The organism is Xenorhabdus sp. KJ12.1 (assembly GCF_963876495.1).
GTDB classification, from domain to species: Bacteria; Pseudomonadota; Gammaproteobacteria; order Enterobacterales; family Enterobacteriaceae; genus Xenorhabdus; species Xenorhabdus stockiae.
The window spans coordinates 43,542-67,839 of the sequence record NZ_CAWNQH010000069.1 but is presented as its reverse complement, the minus strand read 5'-3'; the positions used below and the strand labels follow the sequence as shown (position 1 = coordinate 67,839).

Here is a 24,298-nt window from a genome sequence, read left to right as displayed (position 1 = left end):
GGCGTCTTGCGATGAGTCGTTTTATGATTGAATTTGGTGACCGTTTAGACGGTCACGTTTAATTGGAAATGGCGATTACACAAAATCTTAAACAAGGTCGTTATAGGGTATTACTTGAATATTTATTACTGCCAATAAATTGGTGTTATGCCCCACTCTTTAGACGAATGATATTATTTGGTTTTTAATTAAATAAAATTAAAAATTATTTTTTATTGTTAATATAACACAAATGAATTACATTTTGATTGATATTTAAACGCATTATTAATTCTGTGTATCATTTGCTTAATGAATTAACATGGACAACGGTTTCATATTGTTATATAAGTGCATACGGGATCATTTATGTGCTATAAGGTTAATATATGAAATTCTGTTTGGCACTATATAAACCCACCTTTAATATACGAAAATATATTGAATGTTGTGTATTTCAGCTTTTATCTTCTTATCCCTAAATTCGTTTTCAATGGAAATGATGTTAGCGAGTTATCTATAGGTAAAAAGAATACCTTTCACTAAGAAATATTAACATTTGTTGACCATGTCATGTGATTTATTTTTATAATTAGAGATATTAAAATGAAGCGCATTCCTGAGCCTTTTCGTATTAAAATGGTAGAAAATATCCGCATGACAACACGTGCAGAACGTGAAATTGCGCTGGAAGCGGCGGGGTATAATCCGTTCATGCTGCCTTCTGATATGGTGTATATCGACCTATTGACTGACTCTGGCACTGGCTCCATGAGTAATCAGCAATGGGCTGGTATGATGATGGGAGATGAGGCTTATGCCGGATCTCGTAGTTATTATCATCTGGTGGATAAAGTTAGAGAATTAATTGGATATGAGTATACGGTTCCTACCCATCAGGGCCGTGGCGCTGAGCAGATTTTATTTCCTGCCTTGATCGAAAGGAAAAAATTAAAAGGCGGGGCGCAAAATCCGGTATTTATTTCTAACTTTCATTTTGATACTACGATGGCCCATGTGGAATTAAATCATGCGAAGGCTATCAATGTTGTTACAGATAAGGCTTTTGATACCGACAGTTATTATGACTGGAAGGGTGATTTTGATATTGATTTACTTCAGCACACAATCAAAGAACAGGGTGAAAATAATGTAGTCGCCATTATAGTCACGATAACTTGTAATAGTACAGGTGGTCAGCCGGTTTCTCTTGCTAATATGAAAGCGGTGTATGAAATAGCGAAACAGTATGATATTCCGGTGGTCATTGATTCAGCCCGTTTTTGTGAAAATGCCTGGTTTATTAAGCAGCGGGAACAAGGTTACGCAGATAAGTCAATTAAAGAGATCGTCAGGGAGATGTATCAATATGGCGATATGTTGACGATGTCGGCAAAAAAAGATCCCATGGTGAATATCGGTGGCCTTTGCTCTGTTCGTGATAATGAAGATCTATTTAATGAGGTAAAAATCCGCTGTATTCCGAATGAAGGGTTCGTGACTTATGGTGGGCTTGCCGGGCGTGATATGGAAGCACTGGCGATTGGGCTTGAAGAAGGTATGGATGAGAATTTTTTGTCTTATCGCATTCATCAGGTGACTTATTTAGGTGAACAGCTAAGAAAGGCGGGTATTCCTATTCAATATCCGGTTGGTGGGCATGCTGTCTTTGTGGATGCAAAACTATTTTTACCGCATATTCCAAGCGAGCAATTTCCGGCTCAGGCATTGAATAACGCGCTATATCTGGAAGCGGGTATCAGAAGTGTAGAAATTGGTTCTTTGCTACTCGGGCGAGCCCCTGATACCGGTAAACAAAAAGAATCACCGATGGAACTGATGAGGCTGGCCATTCCTCGCCGCGTCTATACCAATGATCATATGGATTATGTCGTTGAAGCTTTTATTGAATTAAAACAGCATGCTGCTGATATTTGCGGATTAACATTTACTTATGAGCCGCCAGTGTTACGCCACTTTATGGCTAAATTAAAGCCGATTGCTGATAGTTAAGTCATATATTGGGCTTTAATACACTCTCAAGTTGCTTATGCTGCAACTTGAGAAGGACTTTAGTAACTACACGAAGTTAATGATATATTTTCTGAAAAATCAATAATATTAAAACTAAAACTTTTTGTTGTTTTAACGGTATCTGTACCTGATAACCACTGGAATGAAACCGCAGGTGCAACACTGATTGTTATATCATTCTGATGCCAGATACGCGAAGTGTGAGCATGACCACAACCAATAAATTTCACCTTATGTTTTTTACATAATGTTAATAAATCCGCGGCATTTTCCAGCATACAATTGTCTACAATGGGTGTACCAACCGGAATAGTGTGGTGATGCATAAATACCGCAGTATTAAATTTCTTGTTTAAAATAATTCTTTTTTCTAATTCAGCAAGGTTATTTTGTGTAATAAAGCCATAATCCTCACCTTTAACGACAGTATCAACATAAGTAATGAACCAATTTTTATCATTATACTCACCGGAAGTGATGTTATATTTTGGTTTTATCTCTGTAATTACGGTATCAATATTATTTTTCAGGTCATGATTTCCGGCTATTGTAATATAGGGAGTCTGACATGAATCCATTCTTTTGAAGAAATATCGGTAAGCATCGATATCACCATCATTTGTTATATCACCGGAAACAATGATTAAATCTATTTCAGTAGTTCTCTTTATGCGGCATATTTCCTCACAGATAGTATCAAAATTGTCATACAGATTTACATTAAATAATTGATGTTCTCTGCTCTGTGTCAGGTGGATATCGGTTATCTGAATGGCTTTCATTTTTTATTACCTCCCAAAAATAGACGGATTATATGATATTTTTAATCGTCTACATCAGCAGATTCTGATTTTTTATTCTTATAGAGACCTCATAATTTACAATTGGTAATTTCACTCGTGTTATATTAAATGTCCCGATGGTTAATTAGACTATATTAATGGCTGGGTTTAAAAACTACGATAAAAATATTAGAGATGAAAAATTTAATTAATTTGAAATGTGTTAATTGATGTTTTTTTATTAAAGCTTGAATTTTTTTTGAAATGTGTAAAAGGGAAATATCGATTTTAGTCGATTTTTTTTATTGTCGTCTCTTGCATTATGTTGTCTCGTTGATATCATCTTATAAGATTTAGCGTATTATAAATTTACCTTATGGTTGTATATATTATAATGCAGGAGGTAAAAATCAGAAACAGGATAGGCTTTCAGTTACATACTAAAAATGTATCATGTGAATAAAGTACGTTTTCTATTTGATTAGTGTGTGATTATGTGGAATTTAATATTCAGGGTTTAATTGTTATTCTTTGTGTTGCCCACCAGGGAACTAATGTAAAAATAATTATTTTAAATAATAAATTTTAAAATTGTTGTTATGAAATTTGATTTTGTATTTATTATTTTTACTCATAATTTTAAAGGTTGCGTCTCTGCGGTAAGGCTGTTCATCCCTAGGAGCATAGATAACCGTGTATTTATAAAAATGGTGACTGGGGGAGCAAGTACAACCAATAAAGTATCAACCTGAAAGATGATGTATATATATCAATAATTGAAACTTAAAAAATAACGCCCATGAAATTGGGCGTTATTTATATGAGCGTTCTGGAACCACCTCTATAAAAGGTGGTTCATTCTTTTTACTGTCTTATTGATTATTCATTACCGCTTTAACTAATGCTTTACCCGTATCCTGAATATTGGGCTGCATCATCATAGAATCATGATCTCCTTTAATCGGGATAATAGTCAGTTGCTCACTGGGTAGAATTTGATCCCATTTTAGCGCCATTGTTTCTCCTTCGGCGACTTCATCCATTGCTCTGAACAAAGTGACGTTCGTGTTTATCGCCTGTGGTATGTAGCAGTTAGCTGCCACAGAGATGTTATAGCGCATTTGCACAAGATCACTGACATTTTCCCGTGTGACCTTCGGTGGTAATAAATTGAGCTTCTCAGCTAATATTAACATCGCGTCGTAATCACGTTCATTAGCTAGCTTATTGAATTCATCGTTAATGTCTTCTGGGATATCGTACGGGAGTAGTTCGAGCAGTGTGGCACTTTTCTCAAACATCATTCCGGACTGTTTCTCTTCATCTGAATAGAAATCCAGATAATTAGAGGCACTGTCCAGTAACCCGATAAAGTTTACTGTCTCACCATCGGCAATTAATTGGCGGGACATTTCATAAGCAATTGTTCCACCTGATGACCATCCAGCCAGATAGTAAGGACCATGTGCTTGTATCTGGCGAATGCATTTAATATATTCCTGAGCCATGTTGTTGATGGTGGGTTGTATGCCTTCTTCCGCAAGGGTATCACTGGCAATAACACCATAAATTGATAATTCGTCATTATCCATATATGGCTCAAGATCGTAGGCGTAGTGAACATCGCCATTGACTGCGTGAATGAGGAACAGTGAAGTATTGCCACTTCCCTGACGGACAGTCACTATATTCTGCTGTTGTGGCAGTGCCGCGTCTGACTGAATATATGTTGCCAGTTCACTAATTGTTGAGTAAACCAGCAGATCGCGGATACTGATATCCTTAGCTAAAGCCTGATTCAGGCGGGTAGCAACCTGCAGGGTTAATAGGGAATGACCACCAAGCTCAAGGAAGTGGTCATGGCGTCCTATTTGTTCCAGCTGGAGTACGTCCTGCCATATCGCTGCAATAAGCTCTTCTGTTTCACCGACAGGGGCTTCATAGTTGCGGCTGATAACGGAAGATTTATCCGGTGCCGGTAATGCCCGACGATCCAGTTTGCCATTAGGTGTCAGCGGGAATGTATCCAGGATCACAAAAGCATTGGGGATCATATAGTTGGCTAAGTTTACGTGCAAAGAGTGACGCAGGTCTTCCAGATCGAGAGTTGTATCCGGTTGTGGTACCAGATAGGCCACCAGACGTTTATCACCCGGAGTATCTTCCCGCACGATAACAATCGCGTCTTTGATACCGGGGTAGGCAAAGAGTCTGGCTTCAATTTCTCCCAGTTCAATGCGGAACCCACGGATCTTAACCTGAAAATCATTGCGTCCGAGGTACTCAATCGTACCGTCCGGCAACCAGCATCCCAAATCACCTGTTTTATACATACGTGCATCAGTTTGATCGCTGAATGGATCAGGAATAAAGCGTTCTGCTGTCAGTTCAGGCTGGTTGAGATACCCTCGCGCAACGCACGCACCGCCGATATGAATTTCTCCGGAAACACCGAGAGGAGCAGGTTGTCCCTGTCTATCCAGAATATATAGGCGGGTATTGGTTAATGGATAACCAATAGGCAGAGTTGGTTCGTTATACAGGGAATGACCATCCACTTTTAATACGGTTGCAATGACGGTGGTTTCAGTTGGGCCATAGGAGTTAATCCAGCGGCACTGTTGAGTTTCAGCCAGTGATTTCCAGAGTGTCAGATGGTGAAGCTCGGCTTTTTCGCCCCCAACGATAACCAAACGCAGCGAAGGGCTGAAATCACATCGTCCTGCGGCCAGCTCCTGTACCCACTGATGCCAGAAAGCGGTGGGGAGATCGGTGACGGTAATTTTCTGTTCGCGCAGAAAACGACCGAAGTTATTATCTGGTACGCGGAGATCAGCAGGTCGCAGGATCAGGGTTGCGCCGGTTGCCAGTGTTGCAAAAATATCCGACACGGTGGTGTCGAAAGCAACAGAAGTAAATTGCAGCACACGGTCAGAAGGGGTTAATTCGTTAGTCTGACGCTGGACGTGAACGAAGTTAACCACATTACGATGCTCTATCATCACGCCTTTCGGCTGCCCGGTGGAGCCGGAGGTGTAGATGATATAGGCCAGATGATGTGGTGCCAGCCCCGACTGTAAATGTTCAGGATTGTGGGTAGGTTGCTGTTCCACATTGCTCTGATGCGCTTCACTATCCATTAACCAGACAGGGGCTTCTGTTGTCAGCCGGTTCTGTAAATGTTTTTGAGTCAGTAATAGCTTCGGTTTACAGTCAGACAGAATGTAAGCCAGCCTTTCAGTCGGATAATCAGTATCCAGCGGAACATAGCCTGCACCGGCTTTCAGGATCCCGAACAGGCCGATAATCATATCCGGGCTGCGTTCAACACAAATTGCTACCCGATCATCCGGTTGTACACCCGCGGCAATCAGAGCATGTGCCAGTTGGTTGGCCTGCTGGTTCAGTTCAGCGTAGCTGAGTTGCTCATCACCACTAACCAGCGCAATGGAATCTGGTGTGAAAGAAACCTGCTGTTCGAAGAGCTGGTGGAGCAGGATATTCTGCGGATAAGCGATTTCAGCACCGTTAAAATCCACCAGTAACTGTGTCTTTTCCGTTGGTGGCAGGATGGAGATTGCCTGAATATTTTGTGCAGGAGCGTTTTGTAATAATGAAGTAACCAGACCTTTTAGTGCGGTTGCCACATAGGCATTAATGCGACTCGGATCAATCTGTTGGCTGCATTGGATAGTGAGTTCAAATTGGTCATCATAGGCATCAACATCCAGTGATAAAGGATAATTACTGCGTGAATCTTTAGTGTTAAATGTTTCAATGCCTTCCCAGATTGATGCGAGTTCCTGCTCATCTTCCTCTGTTTCATCTGAACCATGACGGAAATTAAGCAGGCTGTTAAACAGTGGCAGAGAAGCGGGAATACCACTGCAACGCTGAGCAATGACCAAAGGTGTCTGTTCATGTACCAGTAATGTGCTGAGTTGCCGGTAAGTTTCCTGAACGGTTTGCTGAACATTGCGTCCTTGCAGAATAACCCGAATGGGTAATGTATTGATAAACATTCCCATTATTTTTTCTGTTTCTTTACCGCCTTGTAACCGTCCCATTAAAACGGTACCGAAGACGACATCGTCACGGCCACTACACTGAGCCAGTACCTGTGCCCAGGCAACATGAAACAGAACTGCGGTACTGACACCCTGTTGACGGGCACATTGCTGAACCATCCGGGAAAAATCACTATCCAGTGTCAGAACATTTTCCACAACTTTATCGTCACTGCCCTTAGCATCAAGTAGGCCGAATGGCAGGGTCGGCTCTTCTACATCACCCAGCAACTGACGGAAATAGGATTGATGTTGTTCAAGGGGAATATTTTTGGTCTGGGCAATGAAATTACGATAAGGCAATGCTGTCGGCAGTTGTTCATGCTGACCCTGTAACATGGCATTGACTTCATCAAATACCAGTTTCAGCGATAAATTATCACAAACCAGATGGTGGTGAAGTAAGGATAAGTACCACTTATCACTATTTGGTTCTCTGGCAATGCTGGCAGATAATAACGGCGCTTTGTTGATATTCATACGGACGATATCAGGGTCGGTATAGCTCTGAATTTGTTGTTCCGCATTGATTTCAGGCGACAGTTCCAGCTCTGTGACAGGCATGGGGGCATGGCGATGAACGACCTGTACCGGCTCTGGCAGATTCTCCCAATGGACGGCAGTGCGCAGAATATCGTGGCGCTCAATGACTTGTTGCACTGTTTGCAGGAATGTATCCAGACGTGAACGACTGTCGAAAGTCATCAGCAGGTTGTCCAGATACGTATCACCGGTTGTTTCCAGTAAATGGTGGAACAGAATACCTTGCTGTAATGGCCCGAGTGGATAGATGTCCTGAATGTTACTGACACCGCCTGTCACTTGTGAGGCTATCTGGTCGATATTCGCCTGAGACAGTGTTACCAGTGGCAGCATATCCGGTGTAATTGCCTGACAGTTATCCGGGATCAGGTTTGGTGGTACAGGTGTGTTGTTTGTATCAGATTCGGTTTGTTGAGTTAAATTGGTCGCCATAGCTGCCAGTGTCGGGGATGCGAATACCGCACTGACATCAATAGCAAGCCTGTGTTGACGGAGTTTCTCAATCAGACTGACGACCAGTAGTGAATGCCCGCCCAGTTCGAAGAAATTGTCATGGCGACCGACTTGTTCCAGCCCCAACAGCTCCTGCCAGATACTTGCCAGTTGTTGTTCTGCTTCTCCTTCCGGTGCCTGATATTCCCGGCTGATGATGGCGGTATGGTCAGGAGCCGGCAATGCTTTGCGATCGACTTTCCCGTTGGGTGTTAGTGGGAAAGCATCCAGAACGACGTAAGCACCGGGCAGCATATACTCCATCAATTGCGCGCTTAGTTGTTCACGTAACTGGAGGATATCCAGTATTGTCTCCGGCTGCGGTATGAGGTAAGCGATCAGACGTTTATTGCCGCTTTCATCTTCATGGGCAGTCACTACAACATCTTTGACTCCATCACATTGGGCCAGTTGTGCTTCAATTTCTCCCAATTCAATGCGGAACCCACGTATTTTGACCTGAAAATCATTGCGTTCCAGATATTCAATCGTGCCGTCTGGTAGCCAGCGTCCGAGATCACCGGTTTTATACATGCGGGCATTGGCTTGTTGGCTGAACGGATCGGCAATAAATCGTTCATCAGTGAGGTCGGGGCGATTCAGATAACCTCTGGCGACACCTGCACCACCGATATGAATTTCCCCCGCAACGCCGATAGGAACCGGCTCCCCCTGCGTATCAAGGATATAAATTTGAGTATTGGTGAGTGGGCTACCGATAGGAACGGTATTGGTGAGGCCGGATTCTTGGCTATCCGGTTTCCATACCGTGGCAATAACGGTGGTTTCCGTCGGGCCATAGGAGTTGATCCAACGACAGGACTGAGTTTCAGGTAAAGTCTGCCATGTATTGAAATGACGCAGTTCAGCTTTTTCTCCGCCGACAATTACCAGCCGTAAAGAAGGGCTGAAACCACAGCGCCCGGCGGCCATTTCCTGAACCCATAAGTGCCAGAAAGCGGTGGGCAGATCGGAAACGGTAATTGCCTGTTCCTGTAAGAACTGGCTGAAGTTTTTATCGGGTATGCGCAGCGAGGCCGATCGCAGTACTAATGTTGCTCCGGCGGCTAGTGTGGCAAAAATATCGGACACGGTGGTATCAAAGGCAACAGAAGTAAATTGCAGCACCCGATCAGAAGGTGTCAGTTCATTTGTTTCACGCTGGACATAAACAAAGTTGACCACATTGCGGTGTTCAATCATCACTCCCTTCGGCTGACCTGTTGAGCCGGAAGTATAGATAATATAAGCCAGATGGTGCGGCTTAAGCCCCAGTTGATGTGGTTCAGGGTTATCGGTGGGTTGTTGTGCCACATTATCCAGATAGTTATCGGTATCCATTATCCAGATGGGAACTTCAGTACTCAGGCGGCTTTGTAAATGCTCCTGAGTCAGTAATAGCTTCGGCTTACAGTCTGACAGAATATAGGCTAGCCGTTCAGTCGGGTATTCCGGGTCTAACGGCACATAACCGGCTCCGGCTTTCAGAATACCAAACAGCCCGATGATCATATCTGCGCCCCGTTCGACACAAATTGCTACCCGATCATCCGGTTGTACTCCGGCAGCAATCAGGGCATGGGCAAGCTGGTTCGCCTGCTGGTTCAGTTCATGATAGGTGAGCTGCTGTTCTCCGCTGATTAAGGCCGCGCTGGTGGGGGATTGGGCGACCTGTTGCTCGAACAGTTGCTGGAGTAACATTTCCTGCGGATAAGAGGCTGTTCTGGCATTAAAGCCGGCCAATAACTGATGACGTTCATTCGGTGTCAGTAACGGTAAATCAGCCACACGCTGAGTATCATCAGCCACCATAACCGTTAACAGTGTTTGCAGATAACCCGCCATCCGGTCCATCGTCGCCTGATCAAACAAATCGCTGGCATATTCCAGTTCACCGATTAAGCCATCATCCGTGTCATGCAGTGACAGGGAGAGATCAAAGTGGGAGCTGTTTTCGGATAAATCCAGTTCACTGATTGTTAATCCCGGTAATTCGAATTGTTGTTGTCCGGGAGTATTATCCAGAGACATCATAACCTGAAAAACCGGGCTATAACTCAGGCTGCGCGGTGGTTTTAACGCTTCAACTAATTGTTCAAACGGGAGATCCTGATTTTCAAAAGCCGTGACAGTATGAGCTTTCACGTGTGCCAGCAATTCGCTGACGGTAGGGTTATCCGGTAACTGAACCCGCAGTGCTAATGTATTGACAAAAAAGCCGATTAACGGCTCCAGGTCGCGGTACTTACGATTAGCGACTGGCGTGCCGATAACTAAATCATATTGCCCGCTGAGACGGGAAAGCAGTATTGACCAGCCGGTCAGCAGCGTCATAAATAACGTAATGCCGTGACGTTGCGCAAAGGCTTTTAATTTTCCGGTTAAATCCGGTGACAGGGTAACCAGTGCTTCTCCGCCGGCATAAGTTTGCCGTGCCGGACGGGGGCGGTCAGTGGGGAGTGTCAGAAGCGTCGGCGCATCCTGTAGTGTATTACGCCAATAATCCAGTTGCTTTTCCAGTGCTTTGCCCTGTAATTCCTTCCGTTGCCAGAGCGTATAATCTGCGTACTGAATTTTTAATGGCGGTAATGGATCAGGCTGTTTGTGGCAGAAGCTCAGGTACAGAGTGGAAAACTCCTGCATCATGACGTTAACTGACCAGCCATCAGAAATAATATGGTGCTGGGTGAGTAACAGAATATTTTCATCTTCTGCCAGTCTGAATAACTGGCCCCTAATCAAGGGACCGTTTTCAAAATCAAAAGGATGGCTGGCTTCAAATTTGATGGCGTTCTGGATAGCATTTTGTTGATCATCATCGGCTAACAAACGCAGATCTTGCATACTTAAAGAGAAACCGAAATCTTTCTCATGAACAATTTGCCGCGCTGTTCCTTCTCCTCCGTCTTCTGCCAGCCCAATAGTGGTGCGCAGGATTTCATGGCGGGCCACTATTCTGTCCAGTGCAGCCTGTAAGGCCGCAGTGTTCAGTTGGCCCTTCAGATGAAGGGCGGCGGGAATGTGGTATGCCGTCAGGGCAGCCGGATCTAACTGAGCGAGGAACCATAGGCGCTGTTGCGCCCAGGATAGCGGGATTTCCTGCTGAGGATCACGAGCAGATATCGGTTCTTTTTCGGTTGTCAGGCTATTTTGAATACGCTCTTTCAGTTTCTTCTGGAGTACAGCCTGCCTTAATTGATTCAGTGTCTGTTCATTTTTGCTCATAGTTTATTTCCCTCTAGTTGTTCTCCATTTAACATGGCAAGCAACTCATCTTCAGATAGGTTCTCCAGCTCTTTTTGCATATCTTCAATATCCTGATCGAAAAAGGTTTCCACTTGTTTTGATAAGATAAGCTCGGCAAGTTTGGCTAATGCCGAATGACGGAAAATATCCGTAATTGAAATTTCCAGATGGAACTCTTCTTGCAGTCTTGCCGATAATTGCATGATTGATAATGAGTTTCCTCCCAGCTCAAAGAAATCATCATGGCGGCCGACTTGCTCCAGTCCCAGTAAGGTTTGCCAGATAGCAGCCAGCTGTTGTTCTGTTTCCCCCTCTGGTGCTTCATACGCTTTTGTGGCCGTTGCAGAGCGGTCAGGAACCGGCAGGGATTTGCGATCCAGCTTGCCGTTCGGATTCAGCGGGAAGGCTTCTATTACGACAAAAGCGCTGGGGATCATATAATCCAGCAGATGCGTACTGAGCTGTTCACGTAAATCAGCGATGTCCAACTGAGCATCAGGTTGTGGAACTAAATAAGCCACCAGACGTTTATCACCGGTTTCGTCTTCACGTACCATGGCAATAGCATCTTTGACCCCTTCACAGGCTGCCAGCTGAGTTTCTATTTCCCCCAGCTCAATGCGGAATCCGCGGATCTTGACCTGAAAATCGTTTCGTCCGAGATATTCAATCGTTCCATCCGGTAACCAGCGACCTAAATCCCCGGTTTTGTACATTCTGGCATTCGGTTGTTCACTGAACGTATCCGGAATAAAACGCTCATCAGTCAGTTCAGGCTGGTTCAGATAACCCCGCGCTACGCCGGCGCCTGCAATGTGAATTTCACCGGAAACACCAACAGGAACAGGTTTTCCGCGCGTATCAAGTATATAGATACGGCTGTTGGCGAGCGGATAACCAATAGGCAGCGTTTCTGCGCTATAGGTTGGATGACTATCCACTTTCAGAACAGTGGCAATCACCGTTGTTTCCGTCGGGCCGTAAGAGTTAATCCAGCGGCATGAGCGGGTTTCCGGTAGTGCCTGCCAGGTCATCAGATGACGCAGTTCCGCTTTTTCCCCGCCGACAATCACCAGACGCAGAGAAGGGCTGAAGCCACAACGTCCTGCGGCCATTTCCTGAACCCATAAGTGCCAGAAAGCGGTAGGCAAATCAGTCACCGTGATTTGCTGTTGTTGCAGGAATTGAGCAAAAGCTCTATCCGGAACACGCAGTTCTGACGGGCGCATAATTAAGGTTGCACCTGAGGCAAGTGTGGCGAAGATATCCGAAACGGTAGTATCGAACGCGACGGAAGTGAACTGAAGTACACGGTCAGACGATGTCAGTTCATTGGTCTGACGTTGAACATGGACAAAATTAACCACGTTGTGATGCTCAATCATCACCCCTTTTGGCTGTCCGGTGGAGCCGGAAGTGTAGATGATATAAGCCAGATGATGTGGTGCCAGTCCCAGTTGTTGCGGATCCGGGTTATGGATTGGCTGCTGGGCTATACACTCGGTATGGTTGTGATCATCCAGCATCCATACCGGCGTATCAGTCGATAAGCGGCTATGTAAGTGCTGCTGCGTCAGTAATAACTTCGGTGCACAATCTGACAAAATATAGTTCAGACGTTCGGTAGGGTAATCCGTATCCAGCGGCACATATCCCGCACCGGATTTTAAAATACCGAACAAACCTATCACCATATCCAGACCACGTTCGACACAAATAGCCACCCGATCATCCGGTTTAACACCGGCAGCAATCAGGGCGTGAGCCAGTTGGTTGGCCTTCTGATTCAGTTCACTATAGGTGAGCTTAACCTCTCCATCATTTGCAGCGTGGATCAGCGCGATGGCATCCGGCGTGAGGGCTGCCTGCTGTTCAAACAGCTGCTGGAGTAACATATCCTGCGGACAGGTAACTTTGTCACTGTTAAAGTCTTCCAGTAGCTGAGTGAGTTCTGCTGGTGGCAGGATATTGAGGGAATGAATATCCTGTTCCGGCATTTCCTGTAAGGCCATCACCAACGCTTTCAGTGCGGTATCCATATAAGCATTAATGCGGGCCGGATTAATCTGGCGGTTGCATTGCGCAGTCAGGGCAAAGCCGTCACCAAAATCATCGACATCCAATGACAGTGGGTAATTACTGCGCTCCTCACTACTGGAGGTCTGAATACCCTGCCATATGGCTGAATCAGCCTGTTGATCGTTATGCTGACTATGACGGAAATTAAGCAGGCTGCTGAAAAGGGGCTGAGGTGCCTGAATACCACTGCAACGCTGGGCGATGGCTAACGGAGTCTGTTCATGCTCAAGCAATGTGCTGAGCTGCTGATAAGTTTCCTGTATCACCTGTTGTGCCGTACGTTCCTGCAACATAATGCGCACGGGCAGGGTATTGATAAACATACCAAGAACCTGAGAAGTATCTGCACCTTTTAGTGAGCGGCCTAATAACACGGTGCCGAAAACAACATCTTCCCGTCCGCTGCATTGTGCAAGCACCTGTGCCCATGCGACATGGAACAGAACGGCAGCACTGACACCCTGCTGACGGGCGCAGTCGCGTATCTGGCGCGATAACTCATCATCCAGCTCCAGACCGGCTTCCTCTATCTTATGGTGCTCATCATGGTTCCCCTGCACATCAAGTAAGTTAAACGGCAGAGTGGGTTCATCCACATCGCCCAGAAGCTGGTGGAAATAGTCCTGATGTTTCTCAACCGGAACGGCACGGATCTGAGCGATAAAGTTACGGTAAGGCAGGGAAGGCGACAGAGATTCATTTTGCCCGAGCTGTAATATCTGCACTTCATTGAAGATCATTTCCAGTGACAGATGGTCACAAACCAGATGATGGTAAAGCAATGCCAGATGCCAGTGTTCGGTATGCGGATCTTTGGCAATGCAGGCGGATAATAATGGTGCTTTGGTGATATCCATGCGTATCTGGCGCGGGTCGGTAGCATCACGTAATTGTTGTGCGGCATCTGTACCGGCAGATAGCTCCAATTCGGTAACTGGCAGGGGAGCATGACGATAAACCACCTGTACCGGCTCCGGCAGATTATCCCACTGAAATGCGCTGCGCAGAATATCGTGACGATTAATAACCTGTTGTAGTGCCAGCAGGAATGTATCCAGACGTGTCCGGCTGTCGAAAGTCATCAGCAGATTATCCAGATAAATATCGCCTTTTGTTTCCAGCAAGTGGTGGAACAAAATACCTTCCTGTAACGGCCCTAATGGATAGATATCCTGAGTATTCGTCACACCATCGGGAACGTTGGCAACAATCTGGTCAATATTATTCTGGGTCAGCGTGATCAGTGGCAGCATGTCCGGTGTGATGGCATGGCTGTCATCCGTAATCAGATTGGGCGGAACCATGAAAGTGACATTGTCACTGATTGTTGTATCCGTTATGCGTGATGCCATTGCCATCAGTGTCGGAGAAGAAAAGACCGTACTGACTTCTAGTGTAAGGTCACGCTGGCGAAGCTCTTCAATCAAATTGACAACCAGCAGGGAGTGCCCGCCTAATTCAAAGAAGTTATCATGACGGCCAACCTGTTCCAGACCGAGCAGTGTCTGCCAGATAGCCGCCAGTTGCTGTTCTGCTTCTCCCTGAGGAGCCTGATATTCACGGCTGATAAGGGCTGAACTGTCCGGTGCAGGCAGGGCTTTGCGATCCAGTTTGCCATTCGGGTTCACGGGGAAGGCATCGAGAATGACGTAAGCTCCGGGCAGCATATACTCCATCAGGCGGCTGCTCAGTTGTTCACGCAGTTGAATGATATCCAGTGTTATTCCTGGTTGTGGGATCACATAGGCGACCAGACGTTTATTCCCGTTTTCCTCTTCACGTGCTACCACAACCGCATCTTTGACGCCCTCACACTGAGCCAATTGTGCCTCAATTTCTCCCAGTTCAATGCGGAATCCGCGGATCTTGACCTGAAAATCATTGCGCTCCAGATATTCAATCGTGCCATCCGGCAACCAGCGGCCGAGATCACCGGTTTTATACATACGGGCATTCGGTTGCGGACTGAACGGATCGGTAATAAAACGCTCTGCCGTCAGATCAGGGCGATTGAGGTAGCCACGGGCGACGCTTAATCCTCCGATATGAATCTCGCCGGCCACGCCGATAGGAACTGGCTGTCCCTGGGTATCGAGAATATAGAGGCGGGTATTGGTCAGCGGGTAACCAATCGGCACGTTCTGGTTCAGGCAGAGTACCCGGTTTTCCGGTTTCCATACGGTGGCAATTACTGTGGCTTCGGTCGGGCCGTAGGAGTTTATCCAGCGGCAAGCCTGTGTCTCAGGTAAAGACTGCCAGGTATTGAAGTGACGTAATTCGGCTTTTTCTCCGCCAACAATCACCAGTCGTAACGAAGGGCTGAAGCCGCAGCGACCAGCCGCCATTTCCTGTACCCATAAATGCCAGAACGCGGTGGGTAAATCGGAAACAGTAATAGCCTGATCCCGCAGGAACTGACCGAATGCTTTGTCGGGAATACGCAAATGAGCCGGGCGCAGTACCAGTGTTGCGCCGGTCGCCAGCGTAGCGAAAATATCGGACACCGTTGTATCAAAGGATACCGATGTGAATTGCAGTACTCGATCTGCTGGAGTCAGTTCATTCGTTTCACGTTGGACATGGACAAAATTGACGACCTGACGGTGTTCAATCATGACTCCTTTCGGCTGTCCGGTGGAGCCGGAAGTGTAAATAATATAAGCCAGATGGTGTGGTAACAGGCCCAGTGAGTGAGCGTCAGGATTATGAGCCGGCTGTTGTGCCGCGGTGTTCAGATAATCGGTATCGTCCATCATCCAAACAGGGATATCGATCGTTAGGCGATCGGCTAAATGTTGCTGGGTCAGCAATAATTGCGGGGCACAATCAGACAGAATATAAGCCAGCCGTTCTGTCGGGTAATCGGGATCTAACGGCACGTAGCCGGCGCCGGCTTTCAAAATACCGAACAGGCCAATGATCATATCCGGGCTGCGGTCAACGCAAATGGCGACCCTGTCATCCGGTTTAACACCGGCAGCAATCAGAGCATGGGCCAGTTGGTTGGCTCGCTGATTCAGTTCGGTGTAACTGAGCTGCTGCCCGTCACTGACCAGTGCAATGGCCTCAGGTGAGCGTATTACCTGTTGTTCGAAGAGTTGTTGCAGTAACAGATCCTGCGGGTAAGCGACTTCTGTGGTGCTGAATTCCGTCAGGAGCTGTGTGCGTTGCTGTGGTGTAAGCAGCGCTAAATCGGCGACTTGTTGTGTTTCATCCGCCACCATGGCCGCCAGCAGGGTTTGCAGATGTTCTGCCATCCGTTCGATGGTGGTGTGCTCAAACAGATCACTGGCATATTCCAGTTCACCCACTAATCCGTTCTCGCTTTCACTGAAGGACAGTGACACATCAAACTGGGTTGTTTTTTTGGTTAAGAGCAGCTCGTTGATAGTCAGGTCTGGCAAATTGAATTCTGATGAGCCGGAAGTGTTATCCAGCGCCATCATCACCTGAAAGACCGGGCTATGACTCAGGCTGCGCGGCGGTTGTAATGCTTCCACCAATTGTTCAAAAGGTAAATCCTGATGAGCATAGGCGGCCAGCGCATGGGCTTTGACCTGCGCTAATAGGGTGCTGACCGTCGGGTTGTCTTCCAGCCTGACCCGTAACGCCAGCGTATTAACGAAGAAGCCAATCAGCGGCTCCAGTTCACGGTATTGCCGGTTGGCTACAGGGGTGCCGATCACGATATCCTGCTGACCACTCAGTCGTGACAGTAAAATCGCCCAGCCGGCCAGTAGGGTCATAAACAAGGTAGTACCGTTCCGCTGGCTCAGGGCGAGTAAGCCTGCATTTAATTCACGCGGCAGGGTGAAAATAACCTGATCTCCGCGGTAGCTCTGCTCCAGAGGGCGCGGGTGATCCGTTGGCAGCTCCAGTAAGACCGGCGCATTCTGTAGGGTCTGACACCAGTAATTCACCTGTTGTGCTAATTTGTCACCCTGTAACCATTGCCGTTGCCACACAGCATAATCCGCATACTGAATGGTCAGACGGGGGAGCGGATCAGGCTGTTGCTGACAGAAGGCGTGATAAAGCGCCGAAAACTCTTTGATCAGCACATTCAGTGACCAACCGTCAGAAACAATATGGTGCTGAGTCACCAGCAGAATATGGTGTTCATCGCTGATTTTCAGTAATTGGGCGCGCACTAACGGCCCTTGTGTGAAGTCAAAAGGCTGGTCAGCTTCGGCCTGCACTGCCGCTTTAAGGGCGATTTGCTGTTCAGCCGGGGATAACGGGCTGAGATCCTGCAATATCAGGGAAAAACCGCTGCTGGGGTTGCCAATAACCTGACTGGCTTCTCCGTCAATAACGGCAATCGTGGTACGCAGAATTTCATGCCGGGCGACAATCCTGTCCAGCGCAGCCTGTAACGCGGCCTGATTCAGCTGGCCACGTAATTCTAGTCCGCCGTCAATGTGGTAGGCTGCCTGCGCAGCGCTGTCCAGTTGAGCGAGGAACCATAAACGCTGTTGAGCCCAGGAAAGAGGCAAAGGCTGCTGGCGGTCCGCAGGCAGAATAACCGACTGAGCGGATTGGGTGGCATTCCCCAGAGACTGGGCTAAATCTGCCAGTGTTGGGTGGTTGAAGAGATCCTGCAAGGTCACTTCAATGTTCAGTTTTTCCCGTAAACGAGCCGCGACCTGTACCGTCAATAAGGAGTGCCCGCCCAACTCAAAGAAGTGGTCATGGCGTCCGATGTGTTCCACTCCCAATAAACTCTGCCAAATATCGGCCAGTGTCTGCTCCATTTCTCCCTGCGGTTCAGCATATTCACGCTGGACAATGGCTGAACTGTCCGGCGCAGGCAGGGCTTTACGATCCAGTTTGCCATTCGGGTTGACGGGGAAGGCCTCCAGAATGACATAAGCGCCGGGTAGCATATATTCCACCAGACGGCTGCTTAACTGCTCGCGTAACTGAAGCAAATCAAGCGTAACTCCCGGCTGTGGCACCAGATAAGCCACCAGACGTTTATTGCCGTTTTCCTCTTCACGCGCGACGACCACTGCATCTTTGACTCCGTCACACTGGGCCAGACGCGCTTCAATTTCCCCCAGTTCAATGCGGAATCCCCGGATCTTGACCTGAAAATCATTGCGCTCCAGATATTCAATCGTGCCGTCCGGTAGCCAGCGGCCGAGGTCACCGGTTTTATACATACGGGCATTCGATTGCGGGCTGAACGGATCGGTAATAAAGCGCTCCGCTGTCAGATCAGGGCGATTGAGGTAGCCACGGGCGACGCTTAATCCTCCGATATGAATCTCGCCGGCCACGCCGATAGGAACAGGTTGTCCCTGAGTATCGAGAATATAGAGGCGGGTATTGGTCAGCGGGTAGCCAATCGGTACGGCATTGGTGAGGCAGAATTCATGGTTATCCGATTTCCACATCGTGGCATTCACGGTGGTTTCAGTCGGGCCGTAGGAGTTTATCCAGCGGCAGGCCTGTGTTGCAGGCAAAGACTGCCAGGTATTGAAATGGCGTAGTTCAGCTTTTTCTCCACCGACCAGCACCAGTCGTAACGAAGGGCTGAAACCGCAGCGTCCGGCCGCCATTTCCTGTACCCATAAATGCCAGAATGCGGTGGGCAAATCGGATACAGTAATAGCCTGATCCCGCAGGAACTGGCTGAATGCTTTGTCGGGGATGCGCAGATGTGCCGGGCGCAGTATCAGTGTTGCGCCGGTTGCCAGCGTAGCGAAAATATCGGCAACTGTCGTATCAAAGCAAACGGAAGTAAATTGCAGTACCCGATCTGCTGGAGTCAGTTCATTGGCTGCACACTGGACATGAACAAAATTCACGACCTGACGATGTTCAATCATCACCCCTTTCGGCTGTCCGGTGGAGCCGGAAGTGTAAATAATATAAGCCAGATGATGTGGTAACAGGCCCAGTGAGTGAGCGTCAGGATTATGAGCCGGCTGCTGTGCCATTGTGTTCAGGAAACTCATACCGTCCATCACCCAAACAGGAATATCGGTTGTCAGACGATTTGTCAGATGTTGCTGGGTCAGCAATAACTGTGGAGCACAGTCAGACAGAATATAAGCCAGCCGTTCTGTCGGGTAGTCCGGATCTAACGGCACGTAACCGGCGCCGGCTTTCAGAATACCGAACAGGCCAATGATCATATCCGGGCTACGGTCAACGCAAATCGCCACCCTGTCATCCGGTTTGACGCCGGCGGCAATCAAGGCATGGGCCAGTTGGTTGGCTCGCCGGTTCAGTTCGGTGTAACTGAGCTGCTGCCCGTCACTGACCAGCGCAACGGATTCAGGTGAGCGTAACACCTGTTGTTCGAAGAGTTGTTGCAGTAACAGATCCTGAGGGTAAGCGACTTCTGTGGTGCTGAATTCGGTCAGGAGCTGTGTGCGTTGCTGTGGTGTGAGCAGCGCTAAATCCGCGACTTGTTGTGTCTCATCCGCCACCATCGCTGCCAGCAGAGTTTGCAGGTGTTCCGCCATCCGTTCGATGGTGGCGTGCTCAAACAGATCACTGGCATATTCCAGTTCACCCACTAACCCATTTTCGCTTTCATTAAAGGACAGCGACACATCAAACTGAGTTGTTTTTCTGTCTAAGGGCAGATGGTTGATGGTCAGGTCTGGCAAATTGAATCCTGATGAACCAGAAGTATTATCCAGCCCCATCATCACCTGAAAGACCGGGCTGTGACTCAGGCTGCGTGGCGGTTGTAATGCTTCCACCAACTGTTCAAAGGGCAGATCCTGATGAGCATAGGCAGCCAGCGCATGGGCTTTGACCTGTGCTAAAAGGGTGCTGACCGTCGGGTTGTCTTCCAGTCTGACCCGTAACGCCAGCGTATTGACGAAGAAGCCAATCAGCGGCTCCAGTTCACGGTATTGGCGGTTGGCAACGGGGGTACCGATCACGATATCTTGCTGACCACTCAGTCGGGACAATAAAATCGCCCAGCCGGCCAGCAGGGTCATAAACAGGGTGGTACCGTGTTTCTGGCTCAGGGCGAGTAAGCCTGCATTTAACTCACGCGGCAGGGTGAAAACGACCAGATCTCCGCGGTAACTCTGCTCCAGAGGGCGGGGATAATCCGTTGGCAGCTCCAGTAAGACCGGCGCATCCTGTAGGGTCTGACACCAGTAATTCACCTGTTGTGCTAATTTGTCGCCCTGTAACCATTGTTGTTGCCACACGGCATAATCCGCATACTGAATGGGCAGGCGGGGGAGCGGATCGGGTTGTTGCTGGCAGAAAGCCTGATAAAGCGTCGAAAACTCTTTGATCAGCACATTCAGTGACCAGCCGTCAGAAACAATATGGTGCTGAGTCACCAGCAGAATATGGTATTCATCGCTGATTTTCAGCAGTTGGGCGCGCACTAACGGCCCTTGTGTAAAGTCAAAAGGCTGCTCAGCTTCGGCCTGCTCTGCCGCTTTAAGGGCGGTTTGCTGCTCTGTCGGGGATAACAGGCTGAGATCCTGCGATATCAGGGAAAATCCGCTGTCAGGGTTGCCAATAATCTGGCGGGTTTCTCCGTCAATAACGGCAATCGTGGTGCGCAGAATTTCATGCCGGGCGACAATCCTGTCCAGCGCAGCTTGTAATGCAACCTGATCCAATGGGCCTCGTAGCTCTAGTCCGCCGGCAATGTGGTAGGCTGCCTGCGCAGCGCTGTCCAGTTGAGCGAGGAACCATAAACGCTGCTGGGCCCAGGAAAGAGGCAAAGGCTGCTGGCGATCTACGGGCAGAATAACCGACTGAGTGGATTGGGTGGCATTCCCCAGAGACTGGGCTAAATCCGCCAGTGTGGGGTAGGTGAAGAGATCCTGCAAGGTCACTTCAATGTTCAGTTTTTCGCGTAAACGGGCTGCAACCTGCACGGTTAATAACGAATGCCCGCCCAGCTCAAAGAAATTATCATGACGGCCAACCTGATCCAGACCAAGCAGAGTCTGCCAAATATCGGCTAGTGTTTGCTCCATTTCTCCCTGCGGTTCGGCATATTCACGTTGGACGATAGCAGAACTGTCCGGTGCAGGCAGGGCTTTGCGATCCAGTTTGCCATTCGGGTTGACGGGGAAGGCCTCCAGAATGACATAAGCCCCGGGCAGCATATACTCCATCAGGCGGCTGCTCAGTTGTTCACGCAATTGAATGATATCCAGTGTTATTCCTGGTTGTGGGATCACATAGGCGACCAGACGTTTATTACCGTTTTCCTCTTCGCGTGCGACGACCACTGCATCTTTGACCCCGTCACACTGGGCCAGACGGGCTTCGATTTCTCCCAGTTCAATGCGGAATCCCCGGATCTTGACCTGAAAATCATTGCGCTCCAGATATTCAATTGTGCCATCCGGCAGCCAGCGGCCGAGGTCACCGGTTTTATACATACGGGCATTCGATTGTGGACTGAATGGATCGGAAATAAAGCGTTCTGCTGTCAGATCAGGGCGGTTGAGATAACCACGGGCGACGCTTAATCCTCCGATATGAATCTCGCCGGCCACGCCGATAGGAACAGGTTGTCCCTGAGTATCGAGAATATAGAGGCGGGTATTGGTCAGCGGGTAACCAATCGGCACGTTCTGGTTCAGGCAGAGTGCCCGGTTTTCTGGTTTCCATACGGTGGCGATTACGGTGGTTTCGGTCGGGCCGTAGGAGTTTATCCAGCGGCAGGCCTGTGTTTCAGGCAAAGACTGCCAGGTATTGAAATGGCGTAATTCTGCTTTTTCTCCGCCAACAATCACCAGCCGTAAAGAAGGGCTGAAACCGCAGCGACCGGCCGCCATTTCCTGTACCCATAAATGCCAGAATGCGGTGGGTAAATCGGAAACGGTAATAGCCTGATCCCGCAGGAACTGACCAAATGCCTTGTCGGGAATACGCAGATGTGCCGGGCGCAGTACCAGCGTTGCGCCGGTCGCCAGTGTGGCGAAAATATCAGATACTGTTGTATCAAAGGATACCGATGTGAATTGCAGCACCCGATCCGATGGAGTCAGTTCATTTGTTTCTCGTTGGACATGAACAAAATTGACGACCTGACGATGTTCAATCATCACCCCTTTCGGCTGTCCGGTGGAGCCGGAAGTATAAATAATATAAGCCAGATGGTGTGGTAACAGGCCCAGCGAGTGAGCGTCAGGATTATGAGCCGGCTGCTGTGCCATTGTGTTCAGGTAATCGGTTTCGTCCATCACCCAAACAGGAATATCGGTCGTCAAACGAGCTGTTAAGTGTTGCTGGGTCAGCAATAATTGTGGGGCGCAGTCAGACAGAATATAAGCCAGCCGTTCTGTCGGGTAGTCCGGATCTAACGGCACGTAACCGGCTCCGGCTTTCAGAATGCCGAACAGGCCGATAATCATATCCGGGCTACGATCAACGCAAATGGCGACCCTGTCATCCGGTTTAACACCGGCGGCAATCAGGGCATGGGCCAGCTGATTGGCTCGCCGGTTCAGTTCGGTGTAACTAAACTGTTGCCCGTCACTGACCAGCGCAACGGACTCAGGTGAGCGTAACACATGTTGTTCGAAGAGTTGTTGCAGTAACAGATCTTGCGGGTAAGTGACTTCTGTAGTGCTGAATTCCGTCAGGAGCTGTGTGCGTTGTTGTGGCGTAAGCAGCGCTAAATCCGCGACTTGTTGTGTTTCATCCGCCACCATGGCTGCCAGCAAGGTTTGCAGATGGTCAACCATTCGTTCAATGGTGGCGTGCTCAAACAGATCTCGGGCGTATTCTAAATCACCGACTAATCCGTTTTCTGTATCATAGAGTGTGAGAGTCAAATCAAAGTAGGCACTTTCTCTGACCAGAGGAAGTTCGCTCAATTTTAATCCTGCTAACTCAAACTGCTTTTGTTCTGATTGGTTATCAAGAGTCAGCATGACCTGAAAAATAGGACTATGGCTCAAACTGCGAGTAGGTCGCAGCGCTTCAACAAGTTGTTCGAAGGGTAAATCCTGATGTGCATAAGCGCCCAGTGCACGTTTTTTCACCTGTGTCAGTAAATCACTGACACTTAGGTTATCACTTAACTGAATACGCAATGCCAGCGTATTGGCAAAGAAACCGATTAATGATTCCAGCTCAGGTTGCTGGCGATTGACAATTGGTGTGCCTATGACCAGATCGTCCTGTCCGCTGAAACGAGAAAGTAATACCGCCCAGCCCGCCATCAGAGTCATAAATAGAGTCGTTCCATGACGCTGGCTGAGATTTTTCAAACCGGCACTCAGTTCAGCAGGAAATGCCAGCTCAACACGGTTACCTTTATAACTCTGTTGTATCGGCCGGGGTTTGTCAGTGGGTAATTCAAGTAATTCAGGAGCATCCTGTAACTGCTCACGCCAGTAATTTAACTGTGTTTCTAGCCGTTCGCCCTGCAACCATTGCTGCTGCCAGAGTACGTAATCAGCATACTGGAGAGATAATTCAGGCAGTGGATCGGGTTGTTCCTGACTAAAAGCCTGATAAAGGGTGGAAAGTTCCTGAATTAATAATCTGACCGACCAGCCATCCGAGATGATGTGATGTTGTGTTAATAAAAGAACATATTCATCTTCGGCCAAATGCAATAAATGCCCTCTGAGTAATGGCCCACAGTTAAAATCGAAAGGTCTGACAGCTTCGTCATGAGCACGCTTTTCGACGGCTGTCTGTTGTTCTGGCTCTGGTAAATGGCGAAGATCCTCAGACGTCAGAGCAAACCCGCTATCGGGATGCCCGATAACCTGCCGGGCGGTTCCGTTAGTGGAGATAAACGTTGTCCGCAGGATCTCGTGACGGGCGACAATCCTGTCCAGCGCTGCCTGTAGTGCGCTCTGATTAAGCTGACCCTGTAGATGTAATCCCACAGGCATGTGATATGCCGTTTGAGCAGATGAATCTAATTGTGTCAGGAACCAGAGTCGTTGCTGTGTCCAGGACAAGGGGATATCACCCTTGCGAGGCTGAGGGAGGATCTCAGTTTTTTGTGTGTATTGACGGGATAGCTTGGCGGCTTTGGCTAACTCAAGTAGCCTTTTCCGTTCAGCTAATGGTAAAGAAATTAATTCATTATTATTCATTGTTAAGTAC

General features: G+C 48.0%; 4 protein-coding genes. 1 reads left to right on the top strand and 3 read right to left on the bottom strand.

Going from position 1 to position 24,298, the window contains the following annotated elements:
- Positions 1–585: 585 nt before the first annotated feature.
- A complete protein-coding gene (gene tnaA / locus AACS92_RS10785; protein WP_099111214.1) occupies positions 586–1,992 on the top strand; it encodes a tryptophanase in 1,407 nt (468 codons plus the stop codon).
- Positions 1,993–2,051: 59 nt separating this feature from the next.
- Here the strand turns inward: tnaA and AACS92_RS10780 are convergent, their stop codons facing one another.
- From AACS92_RS10780 to AACS92_RS10770, 3 genes are all read right to left on the bottom strand, one after another.
- Complete coding sequence (locus AACS92_RS10780; RefSeq protein ID WP_099111213.1) at positions 2,052–2,795, bottom strand: metallophosphoesterase family protein; 744 nt, start codon at positions 2,793–2,795, stop codon at positions 2,052–2,054.
- A gap of 872 nt (positions 2,796–3,667) precedes the next feature.
- Positions 3,668–11,122, bottom strand: a complete 7,455-nt coding sequence (locus AACS92_RS10775) for an amino acid adenylation domain-containing protein (protein WP_193756973.1) — start codon at positions 11,120–11,122, stop codon at positions 3,668–3,670.
- Entirely contained in the window at positions 11,119–24,288 is a 13,170-nt protein-coding gene (locus tag AACS92_RS10770; protein ID WP_099111212.1) for a non-ribosomal peptide synthetase, read from the bottom strand. Before AACS92_RS10770 ends, AACS92_RS10775 begins: the two co-directional genes overlap by 4 nt.
- Positions 24,289–24,298: the final 10 nt, after the last annotated feature.